20 protein-coding genes are annotated in these 23235 nt (G+C 58.2%); 12 read left to right on the forward strand and 8 right to left on the reverse strand.

Features of this window, described 5'->3' with window-relative positions; all coding sequences use genetic code 11:
* The first annotated feature begins 290 nt into the window (after positions 1–290).
* The gene (gpt, locus tag BJF91_RS19880; RefSeq protein ID WP_075616273.1) at positions 291–788 is read left to right on the forward strand and encodes a xanthine phosphoribosyltransferase; all 498 of its coding nucleotides are present in this window, start codon (positions 291–293) and stop codon (positions 786–788) included.
* Between the two features lie 132 nt (positions 789–920).
* Complete coding sequence (locus BJF91_RS19885) at positions 921–1613, forward strand: LysE family translocator (RefSeq protein ID WP_234801676.1); 693 nt, start codon at positions 921–923, stop codon at positions 1611–1613.
* A 9-nt stretch (positions 1614–1622) separates the two neighbouring features.
* Here BJF91_RS19885 and BJF91_RS19890 read toward each other — a convergent pair whose 3' ends face one another.
* Positions 1623–3524 (reverse strand): methyl-accepting chemotaxis protein, encoded by a 1902-nt coding sequence (locus tag BJF91_RS19890; RefSeq protein WP_075616433.1) that lies wholly within the window; start codon positions 3522–3524, stop codon positions 1623–1625.
* An 801-nt stretch (positions 3525–4325) separates the two neighbouring features.
* Between BJF91_RS19890 and BJF91_RS19895 the strand changes: the two genes are divergently transcribed.
* The gene (locus BJF91_RS19895) at positions 4326–8111 is read left to right on the forward strand and encodes a vitamin B12-dependent ribonucleotide reductase (protein WP_075616274.1); all 3786 of its coding nucleotides are present in this window, start codon (positions 4326–4328) and stop codon (positions 8109–8111) included.
* Between the two features lie 118 nt (positions 8112–8229).
* On the forward strand, positions 8230–8874 hold the full coding sequence (gene lepB / locus BJF91_RS19900; RefSeq protein WP_075616275.1) for a signal peptidase I: 645 nt from the start codon (positions 8230–8232) through the stop codon (positions 8872–8874).
* Here the strand turns inward: lepB and BJF91_RS19905 are convergent.
* Positions 8838–9548: a class I SAM-dependent methyltransferase gene (locus BJF91_RS19905; protein ID WP_083943401.1), complete on the reverse strand. Its 711-nt coding sequence runs from the start codon at positions 9546–9548 to the stop codon at positions 8838–8840. The two genes, lepB and BJF91_RS19905, sit on opposite strands and share 37 nt — an antisense overlap.
* Before the next feature lie 441 nt (positions 9549–9989).
* On the opposite strand from BJF91_RS19905, the gene BJF91_RS19910 reads away from it, so the two are divergent.
* The gene (locus BJF91_RS19910; protein WP_162843894.1) at positions 9990–11747 is read left to right on the forward strand and encodes a DUF1800 domain-containing protein; all 1758 of its coding nucleotides are present in this window, start codon (positions 9990–9992) and stop codon (positions 11745–11747) included.
* A 49-nt stretch (positions 11748–11796) separates the two neighbouring features.
* A complete protein-coding gene (locus BJF91_RS19915) occupies positions 11797–12963 on the forward strand; it encodes a DUF1501 domain-containing protein (RefSeq protein ID WP_075616278.1) in 1167 nt (388 codons plus the stop codon).
* 60 nt (positions 12964–13023) lie between these two features.
* Here the strand turns inward: BJF91_RS19915 and BJF91_RS19920 are convergent, their stop codons facing one another.
* The 3 genes from BJF91_RS19920 to BJF91_RS19930 form a co-directional block, all read right to left on the reverse strand.
* On the reverse strand, positions 13024–14037 hold the full coding sequence (locus tag BJF91_RS19920; protein WP_075616279.1) for a GlxA family transcriptional regulator: 1014 nt from the start codon (positions 14035–14037) through the stop codon (positions 13024–13026).
* Between the two features lie 243 nt (positions 14038–14280).
* Positions 14281–14511 (reverse strand): hypothetical protein, encoded by a 231-nt coding sequence (locus BJF91_RS19925; RefSeq protein ID WP_075616280.1) that lies wholly within the window; start codon positions 14509–14511, stop codon positions 14281–14283.
* Positions 14512–14603: 92 nt separating this feature from the next.
* A complete protein-coding gene (locus BJF91_RS19930; protein WP_075616281.1) occupies positions 14604–14867 on the reverse strand; it encodes a hypothetical protein in 264 nt (87 codons plus the stop codon).
* Between the two features lie 111 nt (positions 14868–14978).
* Between BJF91_RS19930 and BJF91_RS19935 the strand changes: the two genes are divergently transcribed.
* Together BJF91_RS19935 and BJF91_RS19940 are read left to right on the forward strand one after the other, a co-directional pair.
* Entirely contained in the window at positions 14979–15935 is a 957-nt protein-coding gene (locus BJF91_RS19935) for a LysR family transcriptional regulator (protein ID WP_083943416.1), read from the forward strand.
* 166 nt (positions 15936–16101) lie between these two features.
* Positions 16102–17469, forward strand: coding sequence for a cytochrome P450 (locus BJF91_RS19940; RefSeq protein WP_407639899.1), 1368 nt, complete (start codon positions 16102–16104; stop codon positions 17467–17469).
* Between the two features lie 14 nt (positions 17470–17483).
* Here the strand turns inward: BJF91_RS19940 and BJF91_RS19945 are convergent, their stop codons facing one another.
* Positions 17484–18260 carry a formyl transferase gene (locus BJF91_RS19945; protein WP_075616283.1) on the reverse strand — a complete coding sequence of 259 codons (777 nt, stop codon included), beginning with the start codon at positions 18258–18260 and terminating at the stop codon, positions 17484–17486.
* A 199-nt stretch (positions 18261–18459) separates the two neighbouring features.
* Between BJF91_RS19945 and BJF91_RS19950 the strand changes: the two genes are divergently transcribed.
* The 3 genes from BJF91_RS19950 to BJF91_RS19955 all read left to right on the forward strand — a co-directional run bounded on the left by BJF91_RS19950 (position 18460) and on the right by BJF91_RS19955 (position 19617).
* Positions 18460–18618, forward strand: a complete 159-nt coding sequence (locus tag BJF91_RS19950; RefSeq protein WP_075616284.1) for an entericidin domain-containing protein — start codon at positions 18460–18462, stop codon at positions 18616–18618.
* An 84-nt stretch (positions 18619–18702) separates the two neighbouring features.
* Positions 18703–18855, forward strand: coding sequence for a hypothetical protein (locus tag BJF91_RS25075; RefSeq protein WP_162843895.1), 153 nt, complete (start codon positions 18703–18705; stop codon positions 18853–18855).
* Positions 18856–18864: 9 nt separating this feature from the next.
* Positions 18865–19617: a phosphodiester glycosidase family protein gene (locus BJF91_RS19955; RefSeq protein ID WP_162843896.1), complete on the forward strand. Its 753-nt coding sequence runs from the start codon at positions 18865–18867 to the stop codon at positions 19615–19617.
* Between the two features lie 10 nt (positions 19618–19627).
* Here BJF91_RS19955 and BJF91_RS19960 read toward each other — a convergent pair whose 3' ends face one another.
* Positions 19628–21388 (reverse strand): O-linked N-acetylglucosamine transferase, SPINDLY family protein, encoded by a 1761-nt coding sequence (locus BJF91_RS19960; protein ID WP_075616285.1) that lies wholly within the window; start codon positions 21386–21388, stop codon positions 19628–19630.
* A gap of 2 nt (positions 21389–21390) precedes the next feature.
* Entirely contained in the window at positions 21391–21738 is a 348-nt protein-coding gene (locus BJF91_RS19965; RefSeq protein WP_075616286.1) for a hypothetical protein, read from the reverse strand.
* 410 nt (positions 21739–22148) lie between these two features.
* Here BJF91_RS19965 and BJF91_RS19970 point away from each other — a divergent pair, with 410 nt between their 5' ends.
* A complete protein-coding gene (locus BJF91_RS19970; RefSeq protein WP_075616287.1) occupies positions 22149–23171 on the forward strand; it encodes a glycosyltransferase family 2 protein in 1023 nt (340 codons plus the stop codon).
* The last annotated feature ends 64 nt before the right edge of the window (positions 23172–23235 follow it).

The raw sequence follows: 23235 nt of genomic DNA on the forward strand, positions 1-23235 counted from the left end.
GACCTGCAATCACTTGCCTTGCAGGCCCGATTGCCGTTATAGCACCTCGAAAGACACGGGAGCCGGAAAGGCTTTGCGGGCAGGGTCTCCACCGTCGGCTTTCAGGCCGGAGGCGTTGGCAAATTGCTGCGCAAGTCCACTGATGCCGGTGTCTTGTCCAATTCCAGTTGCCCTGAGAGCATTTCCGGCAAAAGTGTCAAAGGTTTTCGTCCGGAAGTCTGTTGAAACAAGAACTTAGAGTAATCCGCTGTTTCCATGAAACACTGAGTTACTCTAAAGCGGAGCCAAGCATGTCTCTTCCCGATAAAGCCTTTCCCGTGTCCTGGGACCAGTTTCACCGCGATGCCCGCGCCCTTGCCTGGCGGCTGGCCGGCCTTGGCCAGGAATTCCGTGCCATCGTCTGCATCACCCGCGGCGGCCTCGTGCCCGCCGCGATTATTTCGCGTGAATTGAACATCCGGCTGATCGAGACCGTCTGCGTCGCCTCCTACCACGACTATGTCAATCAGGGCGAATTCAACCTGTTGAAGGGCATCACGCCTGACCTGCTCACCAATGGGGGCGAGGGCGTGCTCGTGGTCGACGATCTCACCGATACCGGCAAGACGGCCAAGGAAGTGCGCTCGCTGATCCCGAAGGCGCATTTTGCCTGCGTCTATGCCAAGCCGAAGGGTGTTCCAACGGTCGATACTTTCGTTACCGAAGTCAGCCAGGACACCTGGATCTACTTCCCCTGGGATATGGGCTTCACCTATCAGGAGCCGATCGCAAAGGGTCACAAGGGCTAAGGCCATCGAGGACGGAGCGCTGTAACCAAGGGCACTCCTCTTGACACCGATCAAGGCACGCGGCCCAATCTTCACGCACAAGCGATCATGCCGCAGGGACGTGCCTGCGGCAGTGCTGAAGGTAGACCTGCCATGACGTTGACGACATTCGTTCCCGCAGTTCTGGCGCTGTTGCTGGCGCCCGGACCTACCAATACCCTGATGGGCCTTGCGGGTGCGCAGGCTGGCGTGAGGCAGGTGTTGCGCCTGATTCCGGCAGAGCTTCTCGGCTATCTCACGACAATTCTTCCGCTGGTCTATCTTGGCGATTGGCTGTTTGCGCAATGGCCTGCTGCTGGCGGTGCGCTGAAATTCGCTGCAGCGCTTTGGGTATTGTTCATCGCTGTGAAACTCTGGCAGGCGCCTGGCCCGGGAGTGCAGGCAAGTTCAGTCACGGCCCGGCGGATCTATCTCACCACCATGCTCAACCCGAAGGCTTTGGTGTTTGGCCTGGTGCTGCTGCCCGCACCGCAGGATCAGGGGTTCCTATTTGCTCTTCTACTGTTTTGCCTGATGGTCTCAGGGGGTTGCCCTGACCTGGGGTGCAGCTGGCCGGCTGGTGCGGGTCGGGCAGGGCGCCGGGGCGGAAGCGAGGCACGGTGGCGATGGCTCTTCTCGCCGACTGTTCCATTTGCAGCGGCTGGCGGCAGTGTGGCTGGCTTTTGTCTCGGTATCGTTGATTTTCGGTCTAGTGACCTCGACTTGAAGACGCCAATCGAAATCGTTGATTTTGAAAAAGCTTCGGCGCGCGGCTTAAAAAAGCGCGCGCGCCGGTCAGTGCGATAATGTCGTCTTTTATGCCGCCGAGCGGTAGCCGGATCGTCTGGTGTCGTCGAGGTTGAACCGCTCCAACTGCACCAGCAATTGCCGGGACTCGTTGGCGAGAACCTGACTGGCGGCCGTGGTCTCTTCCACCATGGCGGCATTCTGCTGGGTCATCTGGTCCATATGGTTGACCGAGGTGTTGATTTCCGCCAGCGCCAGCGATTGTTCCTGAGCGGCCCGTGCGATGCTCGCGACATGGCCGTTGACGTGGTCAACGAGGCCGACGATTTCGTTCAGCGCTTCGCCGGTCGATAGCACGAGCGAGACGCCGCCCTTGACCTCGTCCGCAGACGTGTTGATCAGCGACTTGATTTCGCGTGCGGCATTTGCTGAACGCTGTGCAAGCTCACGGACTTCCTGTGCCACCACGGCAAAGCCGCGACCCGCTTCACCGGCGCGGGCTGCTTCAACACCGGCATTGAGCGCCAGCAGATTGGTCTGGAAAGCAATTTCGTCGATCACAGAAATGATCTGGCTGATCTTTTGCGAGGATTGCTCAATCCGGCCCATCGCGTCGATCGCGCTGCGCACGATATCCCCGGATTTTCCAGCACTTGCGCGGGTTTGTTCCACCATCTGGCTGGCTTCGTGGGCCCGGTCAGTCGAGGTGCGCACTGTTGTGGTGATTTCCTCAAGCGCCGCAGCGGTTTCTTCAAGCGCTGCCGCCTGCTGTTCGGTGCGCCGTGCCAGTTGATTGGCGGCGGCGCTCAACTCGCCGGAATTGTCCGTAATCGTGCCGGAAGCACCGCGAATGCTCTGCATTGCCTCGCGCAGGGTCGCCATGGCTTGGTTGACGTTGGTCTGCAGTTCGGCAAAGGCGCCCTGGAACGACCCGCGCATGTCCTGGGTGAGGTCGGAAGCCGAGAGGGCGGCGACCACGCGCCGGACTTCGGTCACGCCGAGATCGACATTGGCTACCAGTTCGTTGACGCTGGCGGCAAAGCGCTGCAGGTCGGCATCTTCGTAGGCCTTGGTGATCCGCTGCGAGAAATTGCCGGCAGCTGCGGAGGCAACGATGCTGCTGATGCTGGCTTGCAGATCCTTGCTCTGACGGGTGAGGGCAGCTTCCTGCTCTTCCATTTCCTGCATTTGCAGCCGGTTGGCGCGGAAGATTTCCAGTGCACGGGCCATTTCGCCGATTTCGTCGCCGCGCGTCGTGCCGGGGATGGTGTCGCCCAACTCGCCCTTGGCGATGCGGTTCATGTTTTCGGTGAGCAGGCGGATCGGATTGACGATGCCCCTGCGCGCGATCAGCGTACTGACGGCCACACCAAGCATGATGCTGACGGCGGCGGTGGTCAAAAGCGCGATCATCGTCATCTGCGAGTCGGCAATGGCATTGCTGCGCGAGTCAGACAGCGTCTTGGCGGAATACGTGCTGTAGACCTTGACGGCGGCCGTGACGGCTTTCTGGCCATCAAGTGCTTTGTTCAGCTCCTTGGCCATCGCGCCCGGCTCCTTGGCCGCATCGCTGCCGGCCACTTTCACCATTTGACGGATCTGGTCGAAATAGTTGTTCAGTGCGGTCCGCACATCCTGCAACTGCTTTTGCTCGTTCACGTCGGCCGTGGCGGCGATCTTCGGCAGGCGTGCCAGCATTTCGCCGGAGCGTGTTTCGGTTTCCTTGGCAAAATCGGCAGCCTTCTCTGGCGCGAAAGCCAGTTGATAGGTCATGCGGCTGATGGCGATGATGTCGATGCGCAGATCCATGGCTTCGCGCGCGACTTCCTCACGCTTGCCGGTATCTTCGAGCGAAGCGCCCAGCGACGACAGTCCGAAGGCGCCCGCCGCGGCAATGGCGGCAGCCGCGACCCCCATCAGGATCACGAGAACGCTGACCTTCTTCAGGACGGAGAGATTACTGATGGTCATGACCATACCTTCACCGCGTGCTCGCTCCATCATGGCGCTTAGCGACAAGCGTTAGAGGCGAGGAGATCATTCCAGGCCTGGATGGCGCCATAATTGTCGAAAAACCTTAATATCCTTTTAGTTGCAGCCTTATTTCAAAACTGAACCCTATTTTTTGATGGGTTTTATGTCCGGCCTAGAGAGCACGGGCGAGGCCGGTTTTTGCCGTCACAGCCGCTGATTCGGTGCTCTGCGAGTCGTAAACAGGACGATCGGCGATAGGCTGTCCCTTTTCTGTCTGCATGTATGACGGTGGATAAAAAAAGGCTTCACCAGGCGTTAACCATGAAGGTTTTCGGCCAAGCCCATGAATTGTCTAGGCTAGCCTCTTTCCCCGTTTTCCACAAAAGCCTACCACAAGATATAGGGTTAATATTTTCGTCATAGACCAGCCCTTGACGGAGCGGGGTGATCCAAGGTTAATGAACCCATGTTGCGGCGGCGGCTGAATCGGGATGTCACGAGGCCGGTTCAAATCAGCGAACATCACATGGTGGAAACGGGCGGGATAATCCATCTCGACCGAGCGGATCCCCATGCGATTTTTCTGGCGTCGTTCAACGCTTTGCGCTGGCCAAAAAACCCTGTGGATACTATATATAGTTTCTCGCGGTAAAGCCTGGCGCAAGATACAGAGCGGACCATCATGATGATCGGCCTCGCTCCGATGTGAGCGAACCAGCGGACACCGCTTGATTGAGGTGCCGCGCAACCAATTTTGCGCCCTTTGACGGGCGCCTGGACCAACGAGGGACTAGCCAGATGCGCATCGAACGTCGTTTCACCAAGCCCGGCCAGTCGCCCTATGCGGAAATCGATTTCCGCAAGGCGGTGAGCGAAATCAAGAACCCTGATGGTTCAGTGGTCTTCAGGCTGGCGGACATCGATGTGCCGACCCAGTTCAGCCAGGTGGCGGCCGACATTCTCGCGCAGAAATATTTCCGCAAGGCCGGCGTGCCCAAGATCCTGAAAAAGGTCGAGGAAAACGACGTTCCTTCTTTCCTCTGGCGTTCTGTTGCCGATGAGAAGGCGATGAAGGACCTGCCCGAAGACGAGCGTTATGGCTCGGAAACCGATGCGCGCCAAGTCTTCTCTCGTCTGGCCGGCACCTGGACCTACTGGGGCTGGAAGGGCAAGTATTTCACCTCGGAAGAAGATGCGCTCGCCTTCCGCGACGAGCTTGCCTATATGCTCGCCACCCAGCGCGTTGCGCCGAATTCGCCGCAATGGTTCAACACCGGCCTGCACTGGGCCTATGGCATCGATGGCCCCGGCCAGGGCCATTTCTATGTCGATCCCTTCACCGGCAAGCTCACCAAGTCCAAGTCGGCCTATGAGCATCCCCAGCCGCATGCCTGCTTCATCCAGTCCGTCGAAGACGATCTGGTCAACGAAGGCGGCATCATGGACCTGTGGGTGCGCGAAGCCCGTCTGTTCAAGTATGGCTCCGGCACTGGCTCCAACTTCTCCTATCTGCGCGGCGAGGGCGAAAAGCTTTCCGGCGGCGGCCGTTCGTCCGGCCTGATGTCCTTCCTGAAGATCGGCGACCGCGCCGCTGGCGCCATCAAGTCCGGCGGCACCACCCGCCGCGCCGCCAAGATGGTGGTTGTCGATATCGACCATCCGGATATTGAAAACTACATCGATTGGAAGGTGAAGGAAGAGCAGAAGGTTGCCGCTCTCGTCACCGGTTCCAAGATCGTCGCCAAGCACCTGAAGGCGATCATGAAGGCCTGCGTCAATTGCTCGGCCGACAATGATGCCTGCTTCGACCCGAATGAAAACCCGGCCCTGAAGCGCGAAATCCGCGCTGCCAAGAAGGATATGGTGCCGGAAAACTACGTCAAGCGCGTCATCCAGTTCGCCAAGCAGGGTTACAAGGATCTTGAGTTCAAGACCTATGACACCGACTGGGATTCGGAAGCCTATCTGACCGTCTCCGGCCAGAACTCCAACAATTCCGTTTCCTTGAGGGATGACTTCCTGCGCGCCGTCGAAGACGATGGCACCTGGAACCTGACCGCCCGTAAGGACGGCAAGGTGCTGAAGACGCTGAAGGCACGCGATCTCTGGGAAAAGATTTCCTACGCCGCCTGGGCCTCTGCCGATCCGGGCCTGCATTTCAACACGACCATGAACGACTGGCACACTTGCCCGGCGGCCGGCCCGATCCGCGCCTCCAATCCATGCTCGGAATACATGTTCCTTGATGACACCGCCTGCAACCTGGCTTCGCTGAACCTGTTGCAGTTCAAGGATGCCAAGACCAAGAAGATCGACATCGCTGATTACGAACATGCCGTGCGTCTTTGGACGGTCGTGCTCGAAGTCTCCGTGATGATGGCGCAGTTCCCGTCGCGCCAGATCGCCGAACTGTCCTACGAATACCGCACGCTCGGCCTTGGCTACGCCAACATCGGCGGCCTGCTGATGTCGACGGGCATCCCTTATGACTCGGCTGAAGGCCGCGCCATCTGCGGTGCGCTGACGGCGATCATGACCGGCGTCTCCTATGCCACGTCTGCCGAAATCGCCTCCGAGCTTGGCCCGTTCCCGGGCTATGGTCCGAACCGCGACAACATGCTGCGCGTCATCCGCAACCACCGCCGCGCCGCCCATGGCCAAGCCAAGGGCTATGAAGGCCTGTCGGTCGATCCGGTTCCGCTGGTTCACAGCGACTGCACCGATCCTGATCTGATTGCCCATGCCAAGGCTGCCTGGGACAAGGCGCTGGAACTGGGTGAGAAGCATGGCTACCGCAATGCCCAGGTTTCCGTTATCGCGCCGACCGGCACGATCGGCCTCGTCATGGATTGCGACACCACGGGCATCGAGCCGGACTTCGCGCTGGTGAAGTTCAAGAAGCTGGCCGGCGGCGGCTACTTCAAGATCATCAACCGCGCCGTGCCGGAAGCCCTGCGCACGCTCGGCTACACCGAAAGCCAGATTGCCGAGATTGAGGCCTATGCCGTCGGCCATGGCAATCTCAACCAGGCACCGGGCGTCAACCCCGGCTCGCTGAAGGCCAAGGGCTTTACGGATGAGAAGATCGAAGCCGTCAACGCCGCGCTCGGCGCTGCCTTCGACATCAAGTTTGTCTTCAACCAGTGGACGCTCGGCGCTGATTTCCTGAAGGAAAGCCTTGGCGTGTCCGACGAGCAGCTGACCGACATGAGCTTCAACCTGCTGGAGCACATGGGCTTTGCCAAGAAGGACATCGAAGCCGCCAACATCCATGTCTGCGGTGCGATGACGCTGGAAGGCGCCCCGTTCCTGAAAAACGAGCATCTGGCCGTCTTCGATTGCGCCAATCCTTGCGGCAAAATCGGCAAGCGCTATCTCTCGGTCGAAAGCCATATCCACATGATGGCGGCCGCCCAGCCGTTCATCTCGGGTGCGATTTCCAAGACGATCAATATGCCGAACGAAGCGACCGTCGAAGATTGCGGCGCAGCCTATATGCTGTCCTGGAAGCTTGCGCTGAAGGCCAATGCACTCTACCGCGATGGCTCCAAGCTCAGCCAGCCGCTGAACTCCTCGCTGATCGAAGACGAGGATGACGAGGACGCCGTTGAGGAGCTGCTGGCTCAGCCGCAGGCTGCCCAGGCCGTGACCATCACCGAACGCATCGTTGAACGGATCGTCGAGCGCATCGTGCGCGAACAGGAAAAGCTGCCGACCCGCCGGAAGGGTTATACCCAGAAGGCCAAGATCGGTGGTCACACCATCTTCCTGCGCACCGGCGAATATGACGACGGTCGTCTCGGCGAAATCTTCCTTGACATGAACAAGGAAGGCTCGGCCCTACGTGCCTTCATCAACAACTTCGCCATCTCGGTGTCGCTCGGCTTGCAATATGGCGTACCGCTGGAAGAATATGTCGATGCCTTCACCTTCACCAAGTTCGAACCGGCAGGCATGGTGACCGGCAACGACGCCATCAAGAACGCCACGTCGATCCTCGACTACGTGTTCCGCGAACTGGCGATCTCCTATCTTGGCCGCAACGACCTCGCTCATGTCGATACGTCGGACTTCTCCACCACGGCACTTGGCCGCGGCGTGAAGGAAGGCAAGGCTGACGTTGTCTCCAAGGGCTTGACCCGTGGCTACAAGCCGACCCTGGTCTCCAGCACCTCTGTCTCGACCACCCAGGGCGGCTCTGCCGAACCGCGCGGCGCGGCAACCGGTGCACCGGCTAAGGCCTCGGCCACCGTCGCATCCTTCTCAGGCAGCGCTGCCCGCAAGCTTGAAGTGACTACGGCGGTCTCCACCTCGGAAGTCGTATCCTTCAAGCGTGACTACGAGGAACGCGCCGCCGAACTGGTCGAGGAAATGGCTACCGAAACCCTGTTCTCTGACGCTGCCGCAGACGACGCCGAAGCCGCCAAGGCCGAAGCCAAAAAGGTAGAAGCCGCCCGCCGCATGCGCTCCATCGCACAAGGCTACACGGGCAACATGTGCTCTGAGTGCCAGAACTTCACGATGGTCCGCAACGGGACCTGCGAGAAGTGCGACACGTGCGGTGCAACGAGCGGATGCAGCTGATTTAGCTGAATAAAGACGAGGAAGACTGTTCTTCGTTGCTTATCTTCCAAAACAAAGCCGTGGTGATTAATCTTCACCACGGCTTTTCGATTCAGTCACTTGCAAAAAGGAATATCCATTGGGCATCGTTTCTGCCTTTCGCAACCGGAATCCGAAATGGGCGGCAGGATTGGCGCTTTTTCTCTCCCCGTCTGTTGCCACGTTTTATCTCGGTAGAGGCCGCTTAGGACTTCTATATGTTCTTGCCGACCTCCTTGTCGGAAACGTATTTCTGTTTGCTCTGAAATATTACGGAATTTTCCAACCGGCTCTCATCTTTGCTGCTGTGATCATTGCGTATCGAGCCGGCGCAAGCGTTCATGTTTATATGATCGCGTCACGTCAGCCGCCTCTTGGTCGCTATCCGTGGTTCGCTCGTTTTCATAATGTGTTGTTGCTGTTGTATATTGCGCCGCTTGTTATCGCCTTGGCGATCAGAAACATTGTCGTACAGCCGTTCACAATTCCTTCTGGGTCGATGCTGCCGACTGCACAAGTGGGAGACTACGTGTTCGCTGAAAAGCTGACTTACGGCATGAGCCAATACTCGGTCTTTGGCGGTTTGGGCCCCGGAATCCGCATTGGGGGCCGTTTACCAGGCAGAGGAGAAATTGTCGCTTTCGCGCTTCCTTCCAATCCGCGTCAAGATTGGATCAGTCGCGTTATTGGTTTGCCGGGCGATCGCATTCAGATGCGTGGCGGCCGACTGTTTATAAATGGATGAGACCATATAGAAATGGCGGTGACACCATTAAAATAGCCATCGGGAAAGTCGACCGGCGGTTCTACGTTGGATACCTTGAAAGTGGCGCCTTCAATGTTCTTGGACGCCCAGTCGATCGACGACTTGATCGGATCGACCCCAAAAAACTGGCTGTCAGGTTCTGCCGCTTTGAGGATACGGGTCAACGATCCAGACGAGCAGCCGAAATCAAGATATTTACCAGCGCTCAAAAATTCGATACCGACCTTTTTGAGTATAGAGCCAACCATGTTAGCCGAGTAGGTGTCCCCGACATAAATGTTCCCACGTTGCATGCGGTGAATATTTTCAGGAGGATTAACGATCGAAAGGCCCATCTTGGATCGGATCTCTTCAGAGACGTATGCCCCTTGGACAATCATCGCGTCGACAGAAACATCGTCTCGGCCTCCGAACACTTTCTGCTTTATTAATAAAATATCGTCAGGCGAGAGGCGCGCCAAGATTTTTTGACCCATAACCTCTTCGTGCGAACTGACTTCAGACGCAACATCGAGACACGATCTGATAATCCGTGCGAGCACGTCTCGGTCTTCTATCAAGTCGACGATAGGACGGTAGGTTGATTTAGGTGCAGGTAGCCAAACATGCTGATCAAAAGAGATTTCCAGATCATATGGATTTCTAGAATTCATTGAGGCGCCCCTGATAGTACCCGCATAAGGAGTGACGACTTAGAAGTCAAATCGTCCTATGTCAAGGCGAGTGCTAGCGTGTGGAATCCGCGCAGATCCTTGTTCTTGCGAGCAAATTCATATTCGTACGCCAAGATTTTTTGCTCCATCGGAGGTGAGGCTCGATGCACCATCACCGGTATTATCAGGCGACTGAAGCTACTCGTAGCACGACAGTTCACCCTAACGTCTCGTACTCAGCGCTCCAACATTACGCATTTGTAAGCAAATCCTAACCACCTCCAGCCCAGCGCGCCACGTTTTCACCGTATTGCAGGGCGCTAATCTGCGCCCAGACGGTGTTGAAGCAGCAGATCAGAGCCTGACCGGACCCCGATGTTGTTTCCTGTCCGGCGTGGCTCCTCTGCCAGATCGATGATGATTGGTGCGATGGAGGTTGGCGTGACGCTTTCTCATGCAACAATGGCGGCGATCCGCTACGGTTACGGCTTGCGGCCGAGTGATGCGCCGGTGCCGGATGCCGATGCGCTGTTGCGGGAATTGGATGAGGCGGCCAATCAGCCGCCGCTGTTTCCGCTCGAAGGGCTGGAAGGCCGGCGCCAGACGCTTGTCGACTATTTCAATCTGCGCAAACAGGTCGAGGATCTGCGCAAGGCTGGCAAGCCTTTCGGCGATCAGGACAAGGGGCTGAATCGCGAGGCTGATGATCGGTTCAAGGCCGATGTTTCTGCCCGGATCGCTCAGGCTGCGACCTCTCCCTATGGCTTTCACGAGCGGCTTGCGAGCTTTTGGCTCAATCATTTCACCGTCAGTGCCGACAAGAGCACGGAGATGAAACTGATCGTGCCGCTTTACGAGGCGGAGGCGATTAGGCCGCATTTGAATGGGCATTTTTCCACGCTACTGAAGGAAGTGTCGCTGCATCCGGCCATGCTGATCTTTCTCGATCAGGCGCAGTCCATCGGCCCCAATTCCAAAATCGGGCTGAAGCGCAAGGAAGGCGGTTCCAACGAGAATTTTGCTCGTGAGGTCATGGAATTGCACACGCTTGGCGTTGGCACCGGCTATACCCAGAATGATGTACGGCAGATGTCGCTGCTGTTGACAGGCCTGACTTTCGACAGGCTGGCGGTGGCCGCTGGCTTCGATGCCAATCGCGCGGAGCCCGGCAGCTTCACCGTGCTCGGCAAGACCTATGTCCGCAGCCCCGAACCCTTCTTGAATGCCGTGGCTGTGCTGGAGGATCTGGCCCGCGATCCACGCACCATGCGCCACATCAGTCGCCAGCTCTACAGTCACTTCATCAGCGAGACGCCCGATGAGGCGACGATCGACGCCATGGTGGCGGTGTGGAAGCAGACCGATGGTCATTTGCCTTCTGTTTATCGGACGCTGCTGCAGGCAAATGCGGCCTGGGATGAACCGGGCCAGAAATTCAAGCTACCCTTCGATTATGTCGTATCGACCTTGCGGGCCGTTGGCGCATCGAAGGACGATATTATGGGCGAGGACGGGAAGCCGCTAGGCCCTGTCGTGATGCCGAAGCCGGATGAAGAGGCCAATGCGACGCCAGGCCAGGCCCAAGGGCAGGGGCAGGGGATGATGGCTCAGCCCGCCTCCGTCATGCCGGCTTCCGCTCCAGCGCCTGCACAGGCTCCAGCGGCGGGCGGCGCAATGGCGCCAGCAGCAATGGCCAAAGTTGGTGCGGCAGCCGTGGCTGGAGCCAACAGCATGGCAGGCCCCGCGCAACCGCAAAACCCGGCGGGAAAGCCTCAGCAAAAGCAGCCGCTCGGCCGCCAGGCCTGGCAGATGATCGCCACGCTTGGCCAACCCGTCTGGCGGCCGAGCGACGCCGCGGGCTTTTCCGATAAGTCCGACCATTGGTTCAGCGCCGCCCAAATGACCCAGCGCATCCAATGGGCGCGGCGGCTCGTCAACCAGATGGCCGGGCAAATGGCCAATCAGGTGGCAAGTCAGTCACCGACTCAGATGCCCAATCAGTCTGCCCCAGCCAATTCTGGACAAATGTCGGGGCAGGGCGGCGGGCCGGCCGGTAATAGGGCTGATCCGCGCGTCTTCGTAGAGACCGCACTTGCCGATTATGCCCGCGACGACACGATCCGCGTGGCAAGCCAGGCGCCGAACCGCCAGTCGGGCCTGATGATGACGCTGGTCTCACCTGAGTTCAACAGACGCTAATCATGTTCATAAGACGGTCACGCCGCATCAGTTGGCGAGGAGGACTATCATGACAGACATGCCCCTTATTCTGTCCCGGCGCGGCTTTCTCGCCTCCGCCTGTTGCGCTGCGGCCATGCCGCTGGTGACGCCGCTGGCCTATGCCGAAATGCCCGGCGACAATCGCTATGTTGCCATCATCCTGCGCGGGGCCATGGATGGGCTCGACCTGGTGCAGCCCTACGGCGATCCGGCGCTTAGGATCGCGCGTCCCGAACTGGCGCTGGGCGCCGATCAGGGGCTGATCGATCTCGATAGTTTCTTCGGGCTCAATCCTGTGGCCGCACCGTTGATGCCCCTGTGGAAGGCGGGCGAGCTTGGCTTCGTCCATGCCGTGTCCACGCCTTACCGCAACATGCGCAGCCATTTCGATGGGCAGGACATTCTCGAAGCCGGCGGCATGAACCTGGGCGACAAGGATAGCGGCTGGCTGAACCGTGCCCTGTCGCTGACCAATACGCCTGTTAAGGCCATCGATATCAGCAGCGCTCGCGAAATCATTCTCTCCGGCCCCAACCCTGCCGATGTCTGGTCGCCGCGCGCCGATATGGCCATGGGTTCGGATGAAGTCGGCTTCCTGGTGAGGCTTTATCAAAGTGATCCGCAATTTGCCGCCGTGTTGAAGGAGGCGATCGGAATCGATCAATATACCGACCTGCTCTATAAGCAACAGAAGCGCGGCGACGGCGTGAAGGATGCGGCGAAAATGGCGGCCTCGCTGCTGAAAGAGCGTTACCGCATCGCCAGCTTCTCGATTACCGGCTGGGACACGCATGTGCAGCAGAAGAGCAATTTCGCCAATGCCGCCCGCAATCTGACCGACGCTATCCTGACCCTGCGCGATGAACTCGGCCCGGACGCCTGGCGCAAAACTGCCGTGGTTGCCATGACCGAATTCGGCCGTACCGTGCGGCAAAACGCAAATGCGGGTACGGATCACGGTACTGGCGGCTGTTGCATCATTGCCGGCGGCGCAATCCGTGGCGGGCATGTCTATGGCAAATGGCCTGGCCTGAAGGATGAGAACCTGCTCGACAACCGCGATCTCAACCCGACCGGCGACGTAAGGGCGGTTGCGGCGGCGTTGCTGTCCAAACAATTTGGCCTATCCGCCGCAGCCTTGACCGGCACTGTTTTTCCTGGGCTAAGCCAAGATGATCGGCCCCAATATATTTAAGGAAAAAAATGCCCTCGGCACCTGAGTGCCGAGGGTGACAGATATCCGCCGATGCCGACTTCAAGCGGCGACGCTTGCCTTGGCAGCTGCCTGCTTGCGTTCGGCGCGTTCCTGCTGCGGCGAGCGATTGTAGAATTCGCGGTAGCATTTCGAGAAATGCGAGGCCGAGACGAAGCCGCAGGCGACAGCCACTTCCACGACGGGCATTGACGATTGCACCAGGAGATGCCGGGCGCGGTCCAGTCGGATTTCCAAATAGTAACGGGCAGGGGACCGGCCCATTTCCTGGCGGAACAGCCGCTCGATCTGGCGACGCGACAGGTCGACCTTATCGGCGATGTCAAGCAGCGACAGCGGCTCGGCGAGACTGGATTCCATCAGTTCGATGATCTGCAGCACCTTGTTGTTCTGTACGCCAAGGCGAGCCCTGAGCGGCAGGCGCTGACGGTCGCTGGCCGAGCGTACCCGGTCGGTCAGATGCTGTTCGCAGACCCGGTTGACGAGACCTTCGCCGAAATCCTGGCCGATCAGGTTCAGCATCATGTCGAGCGAGGCGGTGCCGCCGGCGCAGGTGTAAAGATTGCTGTCGACCTCATAGAGATCGGCATAAACCTCTGCCTGCGGGAAAGCTTCTGCGAAACCGGGCAGGTTTTCCCAGTGAATCGCACAGCGCTTGCCGTTCAATAGTCCTGCCTGAGCCAAGATATGGGCGCCGGTGCACAGACTGCCCACGGCGACATTGCGGTTATAGGCTTCGCGCAGCCATGCGTTGACCGATTTGTTGTTGAACTCTTCAACGAACACGCCGGAACAGACGATTGCCATATTCGGTCGGCTTTCGCCTGAGAGAAACCGCCGTTCGTCCGCGAGCGACGAATCGACCTCGATTGAGATGCCTGATGACGACGAAACCTTGGCGCCATCCACCGAACAGAGCCTCCATTCATAGGCATCATAGCCTAGCATGCGGTTGGCAATGCGCAGGGTCTCAATGGCGCCGGCGAACGGCAGTAGCGTGAAATTCGGAACAAGGAAAAAAACGATGTTACGTTTTTTGATAGGCAATTTGCTCATGGCGCCACCGTGCTGAGAAGATAGGCTAGAATTGACAGTTTTTAAGTTTACCAATAGCTCAAAAACGACAATAGCACGATAGAAACCGACTACAACAACTTGAGGCTTAGTAAGGCGAACCTTTTATGGGTGAATCACCGGCAGCGCCGCCGCCGGCGAAGGTTCGTAGATATCAGGACACCCATTGAAATCACGGGGTTTTGCCAGAAAAAGCTGAACCATAAGGGCCAAATCTGGCATTTTTTACCGGTTTTCTACTGTGTCGCGCCTAGCCTGTCCCGTGTCGTGCGCAGGCCAGCCAAGATCCTTTTGCATATCGAACGGTGCCGCAGCCAGCGCATTTTCCATGGCGCGGATCTGCCGCCAAGCCTCGATCCGTGTCAGCCAGGTGGCGATGACCGTCGAGACCTCGTGACGAAAAACCCAATCTCTATGGGAACGCCTGATAAAACTTGTATGAGACAGATAAGCCACGGGTATTTCCTTTCATTGATCTCACTCTTCGCTCGCCAGGAAACTTTGTCTGGCAAGAGAGCGGCAGGTTGATCATTCTCTTGTTTTGGACATCAATAAAGCGAATGTTTTTCATGTGATGCATCGCATTTTGTCATGAGTTCGGATTCCGGCTTTTCCCCGATGGGAATGCCGACATCCTCGCGCAGATAGGCGGGCAAGCTGCGCAGATGCGCCAACGCCTGCTCGTGCGCCTGACGTCTTTGGCGTCGCTCCCACCACAGGAAAAATACCGTCCGCAGCCGCTGTATCGGCAGGTTTGCCATGAAGGATCGCGGATGGTCTTCGCGGATCTGAAGGGTAATCTTCGCGGTCATATCGTCTGCTCCTCTCTCGTTATGAAGGCAGTGTCCGCCCAGATTGACAATCAATCAACCGAAACGATATGATCTTAACGTTGAGAAAAATTGATGATGGAGGATGAGGAGATGGGTACTTCCAAGCTTTCCAGCCAGGCCAGCCCTGCCGGGCAGGTGCCGACGTCGCTCGCCTCGGCCGGTTTACCTCTGCTCGACCTGGACGTCCTGCGTACCTTCGTGGCGATCTCCGAAACCGGAAGCTTTACCTCCGCCGCCGATACGGTGTTTCGCACCCCCTCGGCCGTCTCTATGCAAATCAAGAGACTGGAGGAGCAGTTGGGCGTGCCGCTGTTTCGCCGGGATGCTCGCTCTGTCTCGCTGACGCCGCATGGCGGTCTTTTGCTGGGTTATGCCAAGCGCCTGCTTGCTCTAAACAACGAAGCGGTGGCGCGGTTCCTTGTCCCTGACATGCACGGTGTCGTACGCGTCGGGGCGCCAGATGATATCGGCGAACTGGTGTTGCCGGGCATTCTATCCCACCTGAACCGCACCTGGCCGCATCTGGCTATCGAGGTGACGATCGGCGATTCCCTCTCGTTACGGAAGGCAGTCGACGAGCGGCGGCTTGATCTGACTTTATTCAACTTTATCAATGGTATCAGCGCTGATCCTTCTCTGACTGTCATGAGCGAAAGGCTCGTCTGGGCCGGCAAGAAGCACGGTCATGCCTATCTGAAGGATCCACTGCCGCTTTCCGTCTGGGACGAGAGCTGTATTTGGCGCAAGCGAGCCATGGCGGAACTGGCCAATCAGGGCAAGGAATTCCGTATCGCCTATTTCTGCGGCCACCATATCGGTCAATATGCTGCGATCCGGGCCGATATCGCCGTTGCACCGCTGGCTCGCTTCCTGCTCCAGGACGATATGGTGGAACTGACCGAGCAGGATGGGCTTCCCGATCTCGGCACCTATGATATCGGCCTTGTTATCCGCGAGGATGGCCCGCCGGCGGCCAGTGCCGTGGCGGACTATGTGCGCTGCGTGCTCGGCTCACGCGAGTTCGACCGCGCCCTGTTTGCCGCCTGACGGCGCGTGATATCCGGCAAATCGACGTCTGAGACTTGGATCAGCCCAATTCCATCCTTACATCCTAATTGAGCTCTTCGTCGGTCGCGCCGCGAGCTGCCTGACTGCGCCGTGAAGGTCCGGTCCGTAGTGTGGTGCAGATTGTCGAAAGCCGGTGAAAAGGAGAATGCACATGACGACCTTGCCGATCTTGTCCGCCACCAGCGAAGGCGTTGTCACGTCGCGGCGGTCTCCTGTTCGGGTGATTGCCAGCCTCATCCGCAATCCATTAGATGCGCTGCCGCCGCAGATCTACGATCACAAGCTTGTCTACACCGAGTTCGGCAATCAGGTCCGGCTGCATCTGATGGACCCTGAATTGATCCATGAGGCACTGGTCAAGAATGCCGCAGCGCTCAGCAAGGGCGAGGAAGTGCGCAGGGCACTTGGACCCGCGCTTGGTCAGGGACTGCTCACCTCCGATGGCGCCCATTGGAAATGGCAGCGTCAGTCGGTGGCTTCAGGATTTCAATGGGAGAAGCTTCGGGGCTTTCTTCCGGCCATGATTGCCGCCGCCGAACGGCGGCGTGATGCCTGGCAAGTTGGCGATATCATGGATATCGGCCACGAGATGATGCGCACCACGTTTGACATCATTGTCGAGACCATGATGTCGGGCCGGGAGAGGATCGATGTTGGCAGGGTCGAACAGAGCGTAACCGATTATCTCGAGCCAACCGGATGGATGTTCGCGCTTGGGCTGCTGAAGGCGCCGGAATGGGTGCCTTATCCCGGCAAGGGCAAGGCCAGCCGTGCTGTAGAGTATCTGCGATCCGCCATGGCTGATATGATCAACGAGCGGCGCACCAGCGGTGAAGAGCGGGCGGATCTCGTTTCGATGCTGCTGTCTGCAAAAGACCCGGAAACCGGCCGTGAGATGAGCGACGAGCAGATCATCGACAATCTCTTGACCTTCATTTCCGCCGGCCATGAAACGACCGCGCTTGGCCTGGCCTGGACGCTGCATCTGCTGGCGCGTCATCCCAATATAGAAAAGAAGATGCTGGACGAATTCGACCGCGTGGTGGGAGAGGGATCCGTGATGCCCGAGCACATCGAGCAACTGACTTATACGAAGCAAGTGTTCAATGAATCCATGCGGCTTTATCCGCCAGCTCCGGTCATAACTCGCACGGCGGAAGAGGATTTTGTGCTCTCCCAGCATCGCATCAAAGCCGGCACCGTTTTGCTGGTGCCGATCCACGCCGTCCACCGTCATCGGTTGATCTGGGAGGAGCCCGAAAAGTTCGATCCCGAGCATTTCGCACCGGATGCAGTCAAAAACCGGCACCGCTACGCTTTCATGCCATTCGGTGCTGGACCACGAATCTGCATCGGCAGCGCCTTTGCCACCATGGAGGCGGTTGCTATTCTTGCTGTTCTCGCCAAGCGCTTCCGCCTGCGCAACAAGAGTGAGACGGTGCCGGAGCCGCTGATGCGCATCACCCTGCGGCCTAAGGAGAAGCTGATGATGCGGGTCGAAAGTCGCGGGTAAGGTCCGGATTTGCTTTACCAGATGCCTTTGGTCAGCCCCGTCAAGATCCAGCTCCAGAGTGTTGGCGGGAAATGCAGTGCGGAGGGGCCGGAGGCAGTCACCGGCTTCAACTGACCGGAAAGCGCGTCATCGACAGCTTGGCACGTCGCGCCCAAGGCTTCCGCGGTCAAAAGCATCGGATAGGTGGAGATAAAATCGCCTGGCCCCGGCTTTGACCGCACCTGATAGAGTGTTGCTCCGGTATCGGTGCCGGCATCGACCAGATGCACAGTCGCGCCAAAATTATCAGGATCACCCATCACGAGCGCCCAATAGCCGCCCATCTGGCCGCGATAGGCCGGGTTAATCCCGGCGTGAAGGTTGAGCACGGGGCAGGGCATTACCGCAAGGCTTGCCTTGGTCATCAACCGGGTGCTGACCAGCAGCACGACATCCGGCTGCGTGGCCCTGACCGCATCTAGCGCTTCTACGCTGTTGATGCTGCGCACTGTCGTGACCGGGATCTGCGGGTTGAAGCGCGGATCGGCGGCGAACTGTGCGCAGATGGTTGTCGTCCGTTTTTGGGCCGCACGTCGCAGCAGCTTGGCTGCCGCCATTGTCGCGAGCTGCCCGATGGCCTGCAGCATGCCGAGCCGGCGTTGTCGCCGACGAAAGATTTCGCCCTTGCTCTCTGGTTCTTCAAGCAGAACTTCAACGCCTCCGAACCGGCGATTGAGAGCGTTTATGACCATCCACGGATTGGGGCCGCCTGCCGTCATGACAAGAATTTTATGCCGCTTCTGCTGTTCCATGCCCCTGCCTCCATTCATGTCGACGTGCCAGCCTTCGCCATTCCAGGAAGCTTGATAAGCCCGGCTGCCTGGGCGTTGTCAGAATTTCGTTAAGGGAATCAAAATTTCGTTGGTCCAGATGAACTTTTTCCCGCATCCTGCGTTTACGACACTGCGAGGCACCCGTAGTGTCCGCTATCATAACAGGGGTTGATCCAAAATGAATACGAAGAAGCTCGTCGCCGTTGCTGCCGTTTTTGTCGCCGTTGGCGCTCTGTCGTCTTGCGGTAACACGATCCGTGGTATGGGTAAGGACACCGCCAATACCGTAAATGCAACGCAGTCGGCGGGCCATACGGTCGCTAAAGCTGCGAAGTAACACTATCGCCGGCGACCCCTGCTTCCAATCCCCTCGCGGGATTGAAGCGGGGCTTGCTCGGGCAGGGAAGAGGGAGGGCTTTCGATGTCCATGAATTTACTTGCCAAAGTAAGTGCTGCCTACATTCTGGCCGTGGCTTTGTCAGCCGCTGGACACGCCGTGTTTCAGGGCTCGCCGTTGCAGTACGCCGGCCAGATTCCGACATCTGGAATGATGACGGCATCCGTCCAGCAGTAATTTGGAATTTTGCCGCTGTCGCTGAAAATTAGTTTCCTGATTGTGTTGTTGGCGTTGCCAAGCGGAGCGCTTGCGCAAAACCAAAACTGCGCTGACGTTGATGATGCGGGCAGTGTGTACCGTGTCTGCCGTTTCGATCCGATGAAGGCCACCATTCGCGTTTTTAATCGCGACGGCGAAGGCCAGCCCCTGGGTGGTTTCGACAGGTTGCGAGCGCATCTCTGGCAACAACATCTAATCCTGAGCTTCGCCTTCAATGGCGGCATGTATGGCCCTGGCCTTGGCCCGGTCGGTCTGTTCATTGAAAACGGTATCCAGCGCCGTCCAGCAGAGACTGCGGATGGCTGGGGCAATTTTTATCTCAAGCCGAACGGTGTCTTTTTTTTGAAGAATGACAAGGCTGGCATCTTGGAAACCAGTTCCTTCCTGTCCCGGTCGATAACACCTGATTTCGCCACTCAGTCAGGCCCGATGCTGGTCATGGACGGGACGATCCATCCGAAGTTTATGCCTGATAGCGACAGCCTGAAAATCCGCAACGGGGTAGGCGTCGATAGCGATGGACAGGTGGTGTTTGCGTTGAGCCAAAATCCGGTGCGTTTCTACGATATGGCCCGTTTCTTCCGCGACCGGTTACACGCGGCTAATGCACTCTACCTTGATGGCACGATTTCCAGCCAGGCCGAGCCGATGGCGGGACGCATGGATCATGACTATCCCTTGGGGCCGATTATCGGTGTCGTTGAACAACGGCCAAACTGACGGTGCCTCGTTAGGCGCGAAATGAAGTCAGCCGAGGTGCAAGAGCGGGCACATCGATATGGTCGGGCTCAAGCCCGGCCTTTTCCCGCTCGACCATCATTTCAAATGCGCGTTCAAGATGTTGCGTGAACCGCGCTGTGTCGAATAGCGGCGCGTGCAGCCTGTTTTCAGCAATCCTCTGACGTAGCGCTGCCAATGTCGCGCGATCCCGCGCCAGTTCGGCGGCAAGGTCCACCATTGCATCAGGCGTCTCCGCCACCAGTTGTGGCACGCCCAACGCCGTCAGCAGGCTTTCCGAGACGCGGGAGGCGAAATTGCTGCCTTTGAACGTAATCACCGGAAGACCAGCCCAAAGCTTATCCGAAGTGGTGGTGTGGCCGTTATAGGGATGGGTGTCGAGGCCAAGATCGGCGGCCTGCAGCCGGGCGATATGCGGTATGTAACTCTCTGCGACCGTAAAAAACAGCCGCTCCGGCTCAATGCCGCAGCCAGCCATAAAGGCCGTAAAATTGGCTTGGCGCTGCTTTCCGGAACAGAGCATCCAAAGGACAGACCCTGGGATCGCTTTCAATAGCCGCGCCCAAAGCCTTGCCGTCTGCGGTGTGATCTTGCGGACCATGTTGAAGGAGGCGAGGACAAAGGCATCCTCCGGCAGCCCGAGAGCCGCGCGAGAGGCTGGCGGCGGCAAGGGACGGTGTACGTTGTCGTTCGCCTGGTAGGTCTCCGGCAGCCGACAGAGCTTCTCGTGGTAAAATGCCTTGGACCGGTCAGGCGTCACGATCGGATCCGAAATTGCGTAGTCGCAGTCTATGCCATAGGCCGAGCCGGGAAAGCCGAGATAGGCAACCTGTATCCGCGCCAGTCCGCTATTGATGAGGTCCGCGCGAACGTCCCTGGTGTGCCCCTTCAGGTCGACAAGGATATCGAGGTCGAAACTCCTAATGAAGTCGCGCGCAGTGGCATCGTCCATCGCCAGAATATCATGCAGATTGGGATAGGTCCGGCGCAAGCCGTGATCCTGAGCCCTGATATCCTCCGGCGTGTGACAGAAGAGGTGGATTTCGAATTTACTGCTGTCGTGGCCGAGCAGCACGCCCTGAAACAACCGCATGGTCGGATGCTGATCGGCAAAGTCCGAGGAAAGGTAGCCGACGCGAATTTTATCGCCAAAGCGATGCGGCAGCGCCCGCCGGTTCCGGCGTGACTCGGCGGTAAACGGTTTGCCCGCCGCCATTTTCATTTGCCGGCTATTAATCTCTTCTTGCTCGCACCACAGCATGTGGTCGTAGGGGTCGTCCATGGTCAGAAAGGCAGGATCGGTCCCGACCTCGGCCCCATGCCTGACCCAGGTGTCGCTGGCTTCGATTTCGTCGAGACAAAGCTGGCTGCGCAGCAGCCGTCGAAAGGTCTTGTTCTCCTCCATGTCGAAGGATTGGAAGAGCGCATCTTTCTGGCCGCCCGCGTCAGGGCCGGCTATCTGGCGCATCAGTGCAAGACCTTGTTCCGCCATGTCGAGCTGACTGTAAAGCCGGGCGGCCAACAGCTGGAACATCCGGCGATTGGCTGGCTGCGCGTCAGCAACGCGGGCATAGAGTCGCGCCGCCTCCAGTTTCTGGTCGAGCTTGGTATGGCATTGCGCCGCCACCAGCAGAACATTGGCGTCTGGCGCCTGCCGCCTTAGCAACGGGCCAAGCTGATCGAGACAGTTCTGCAATTCGCCACGCTGATAGGCCTGCAAAGCCTTGGCAAAGGCGGGAGACGACGCCACCATGCTCAGAGCGCCGATTTTGGATAGGCGCGCTCCAACCCACCCGACCGCGCCAGACCCTGGCGGAATGCCTGATAGGCGGCGTGCTGGCTGGACTTGGCAATTTCCATCAGCCGGATCTGCAGGCGGGCAGGAGCAGAATTGCCCACCCATTCGCCGCAACGTTCGAGCTTCAAGGAGTTCAGAAACCGCTGAGCTGCCGCCTGTTCCAAATAGGTGAAAAGACCGTCTGAAAAAAGCTCGTCCTGCTTGGGGTTCTCAAACATCAGCGCCAGGAAGGCCTTATCATCATCAGACGCGCCATTGAGCTTCGCGGCGACGGTATCTCGGTCGATTGCAGCGGTTGCGGACATGGTTGTTAAGATCTCCTGCTGTCTCGGCTATCTGGATAATCGGGCGCGATGTTCTTCCCGACTCTGCGCCAATTTGAGTAGTTGCAACGGTTCTTAAACAATCTACGCTGGTGCAAAGCTTGCGATTTCTCGATTCCACGGTCAAGGTGACAGCGGCTGGCCTTGCGTCAGGCTTGCCTCGCCATGCGAGTGCTTGTTGACTTCGCTGCTATAACGGCTGACGCTTATTCATTCCCGTCCGAAAGCGCGAGGGTCAGTGCCGCAAGGCTTTGTGAAAATTGCATTATCATGGGTTTTGAGTCTGTGTGTGAATGCAATATCACGTCTAAGCCATCGCCGCTGCCATCCGTGCGAAAGACGTTTCATCTCATCCTCGCGTTTGATCGACGTCGCATTTTTTGGAGTGTTTTATGGCCGAACTGACAATCTGCATGCCCAGCCGTCGCCCGCTCGATGGCTCGCGCGCTGCCATCGACAGCGCGCTTGCCTTTTGCGAGGCACGTGATGCGCTGCTTATCGTCAGCGACAATTCCGGCGATGCCGCAAAGAAAGCTCACCTCAAGGCGCTATCGCCGCGGCTGACCTATATTGAAAGCGATTCTGATAGCGCTTACGCCAATATGTTCAGGGCTGTTGAGGCAGCATCAACGCCGTTCATCATGCCGATGGGCGACGACGATGCCATTCTTTTCGATCCAGCAGGTTCCGCTCTTGACCTCGACGATCTCGGTTTTGATTATATCGGAGTTCTGCCGACGACAGAGAGCTTCGTTCCCGGGGCCGAGCAGAGCCACGTCCAGGGCTTCTCGCTGGAGCAGGACAGTGCCGGTGAACGCCTGATCGCCTATATCCAGAACAGCCCGATCAACAACGCAGGCTTCTATTCGATCCTGCGCCGGGAAGTCTGGCTGTCGACCATGGACCTCTTCCTGCGCGCTCATCCAACTAAGGCGGGTTCGAGCGATTGGGCCTTGACGCTTTCGATGTTTTCGGCGGGCAAAATGGCCCATGATCCGTCCATCTGCTATCGGTATAATGCCGAAAAGTGGGCGGGCGCAGCACAGATCGAAGCGACGATTAGGGATATCATGGTCGAAGCCGGCCTGCCGGAAGAGGCGGTCCGCTGCCAGACGCTGTTCCTGTTCCTGGACGTTTTCGTGCTGATCAACCGTGTTGGCTCACCGCTGTCGATCGATGAACGCCAACGGCTCGGCAAATTGACGGTCAACCATTTTCTCGGCGCGTTCATTCAGGAGGTGGCGGATAAACCCACGCTCTACGCGGAAGGCATCACCGGTCTTGCGGAGATGGCCCTCGATGAGACCGACAGCTTCTCCCAATTCCAGCTGGCGGTCCTGATGGCGGAACGTCTAAAGCCTGGCCTTAAGGACAAGTATGTCGCTTTCATCCAGGCTTCGATTTCCGGAACCTGAGGCAAACTGGTGAACCAGGGTTACCGAAGCATTGCAAGCCCGGCTGTTACGGCGGAGCTTGCAC

The sequence above is a fragment of the Gillisella taibaishanensis genome (genome assembly GCF_001938985.1).
Taxonomy (GTDB): Bacteria; Pseudomonadota; Alphaproteobacteria; order Rhizobiales; family Rhizobiaceae; genus Allorhizobium; species Allorhizobium taibaishanense.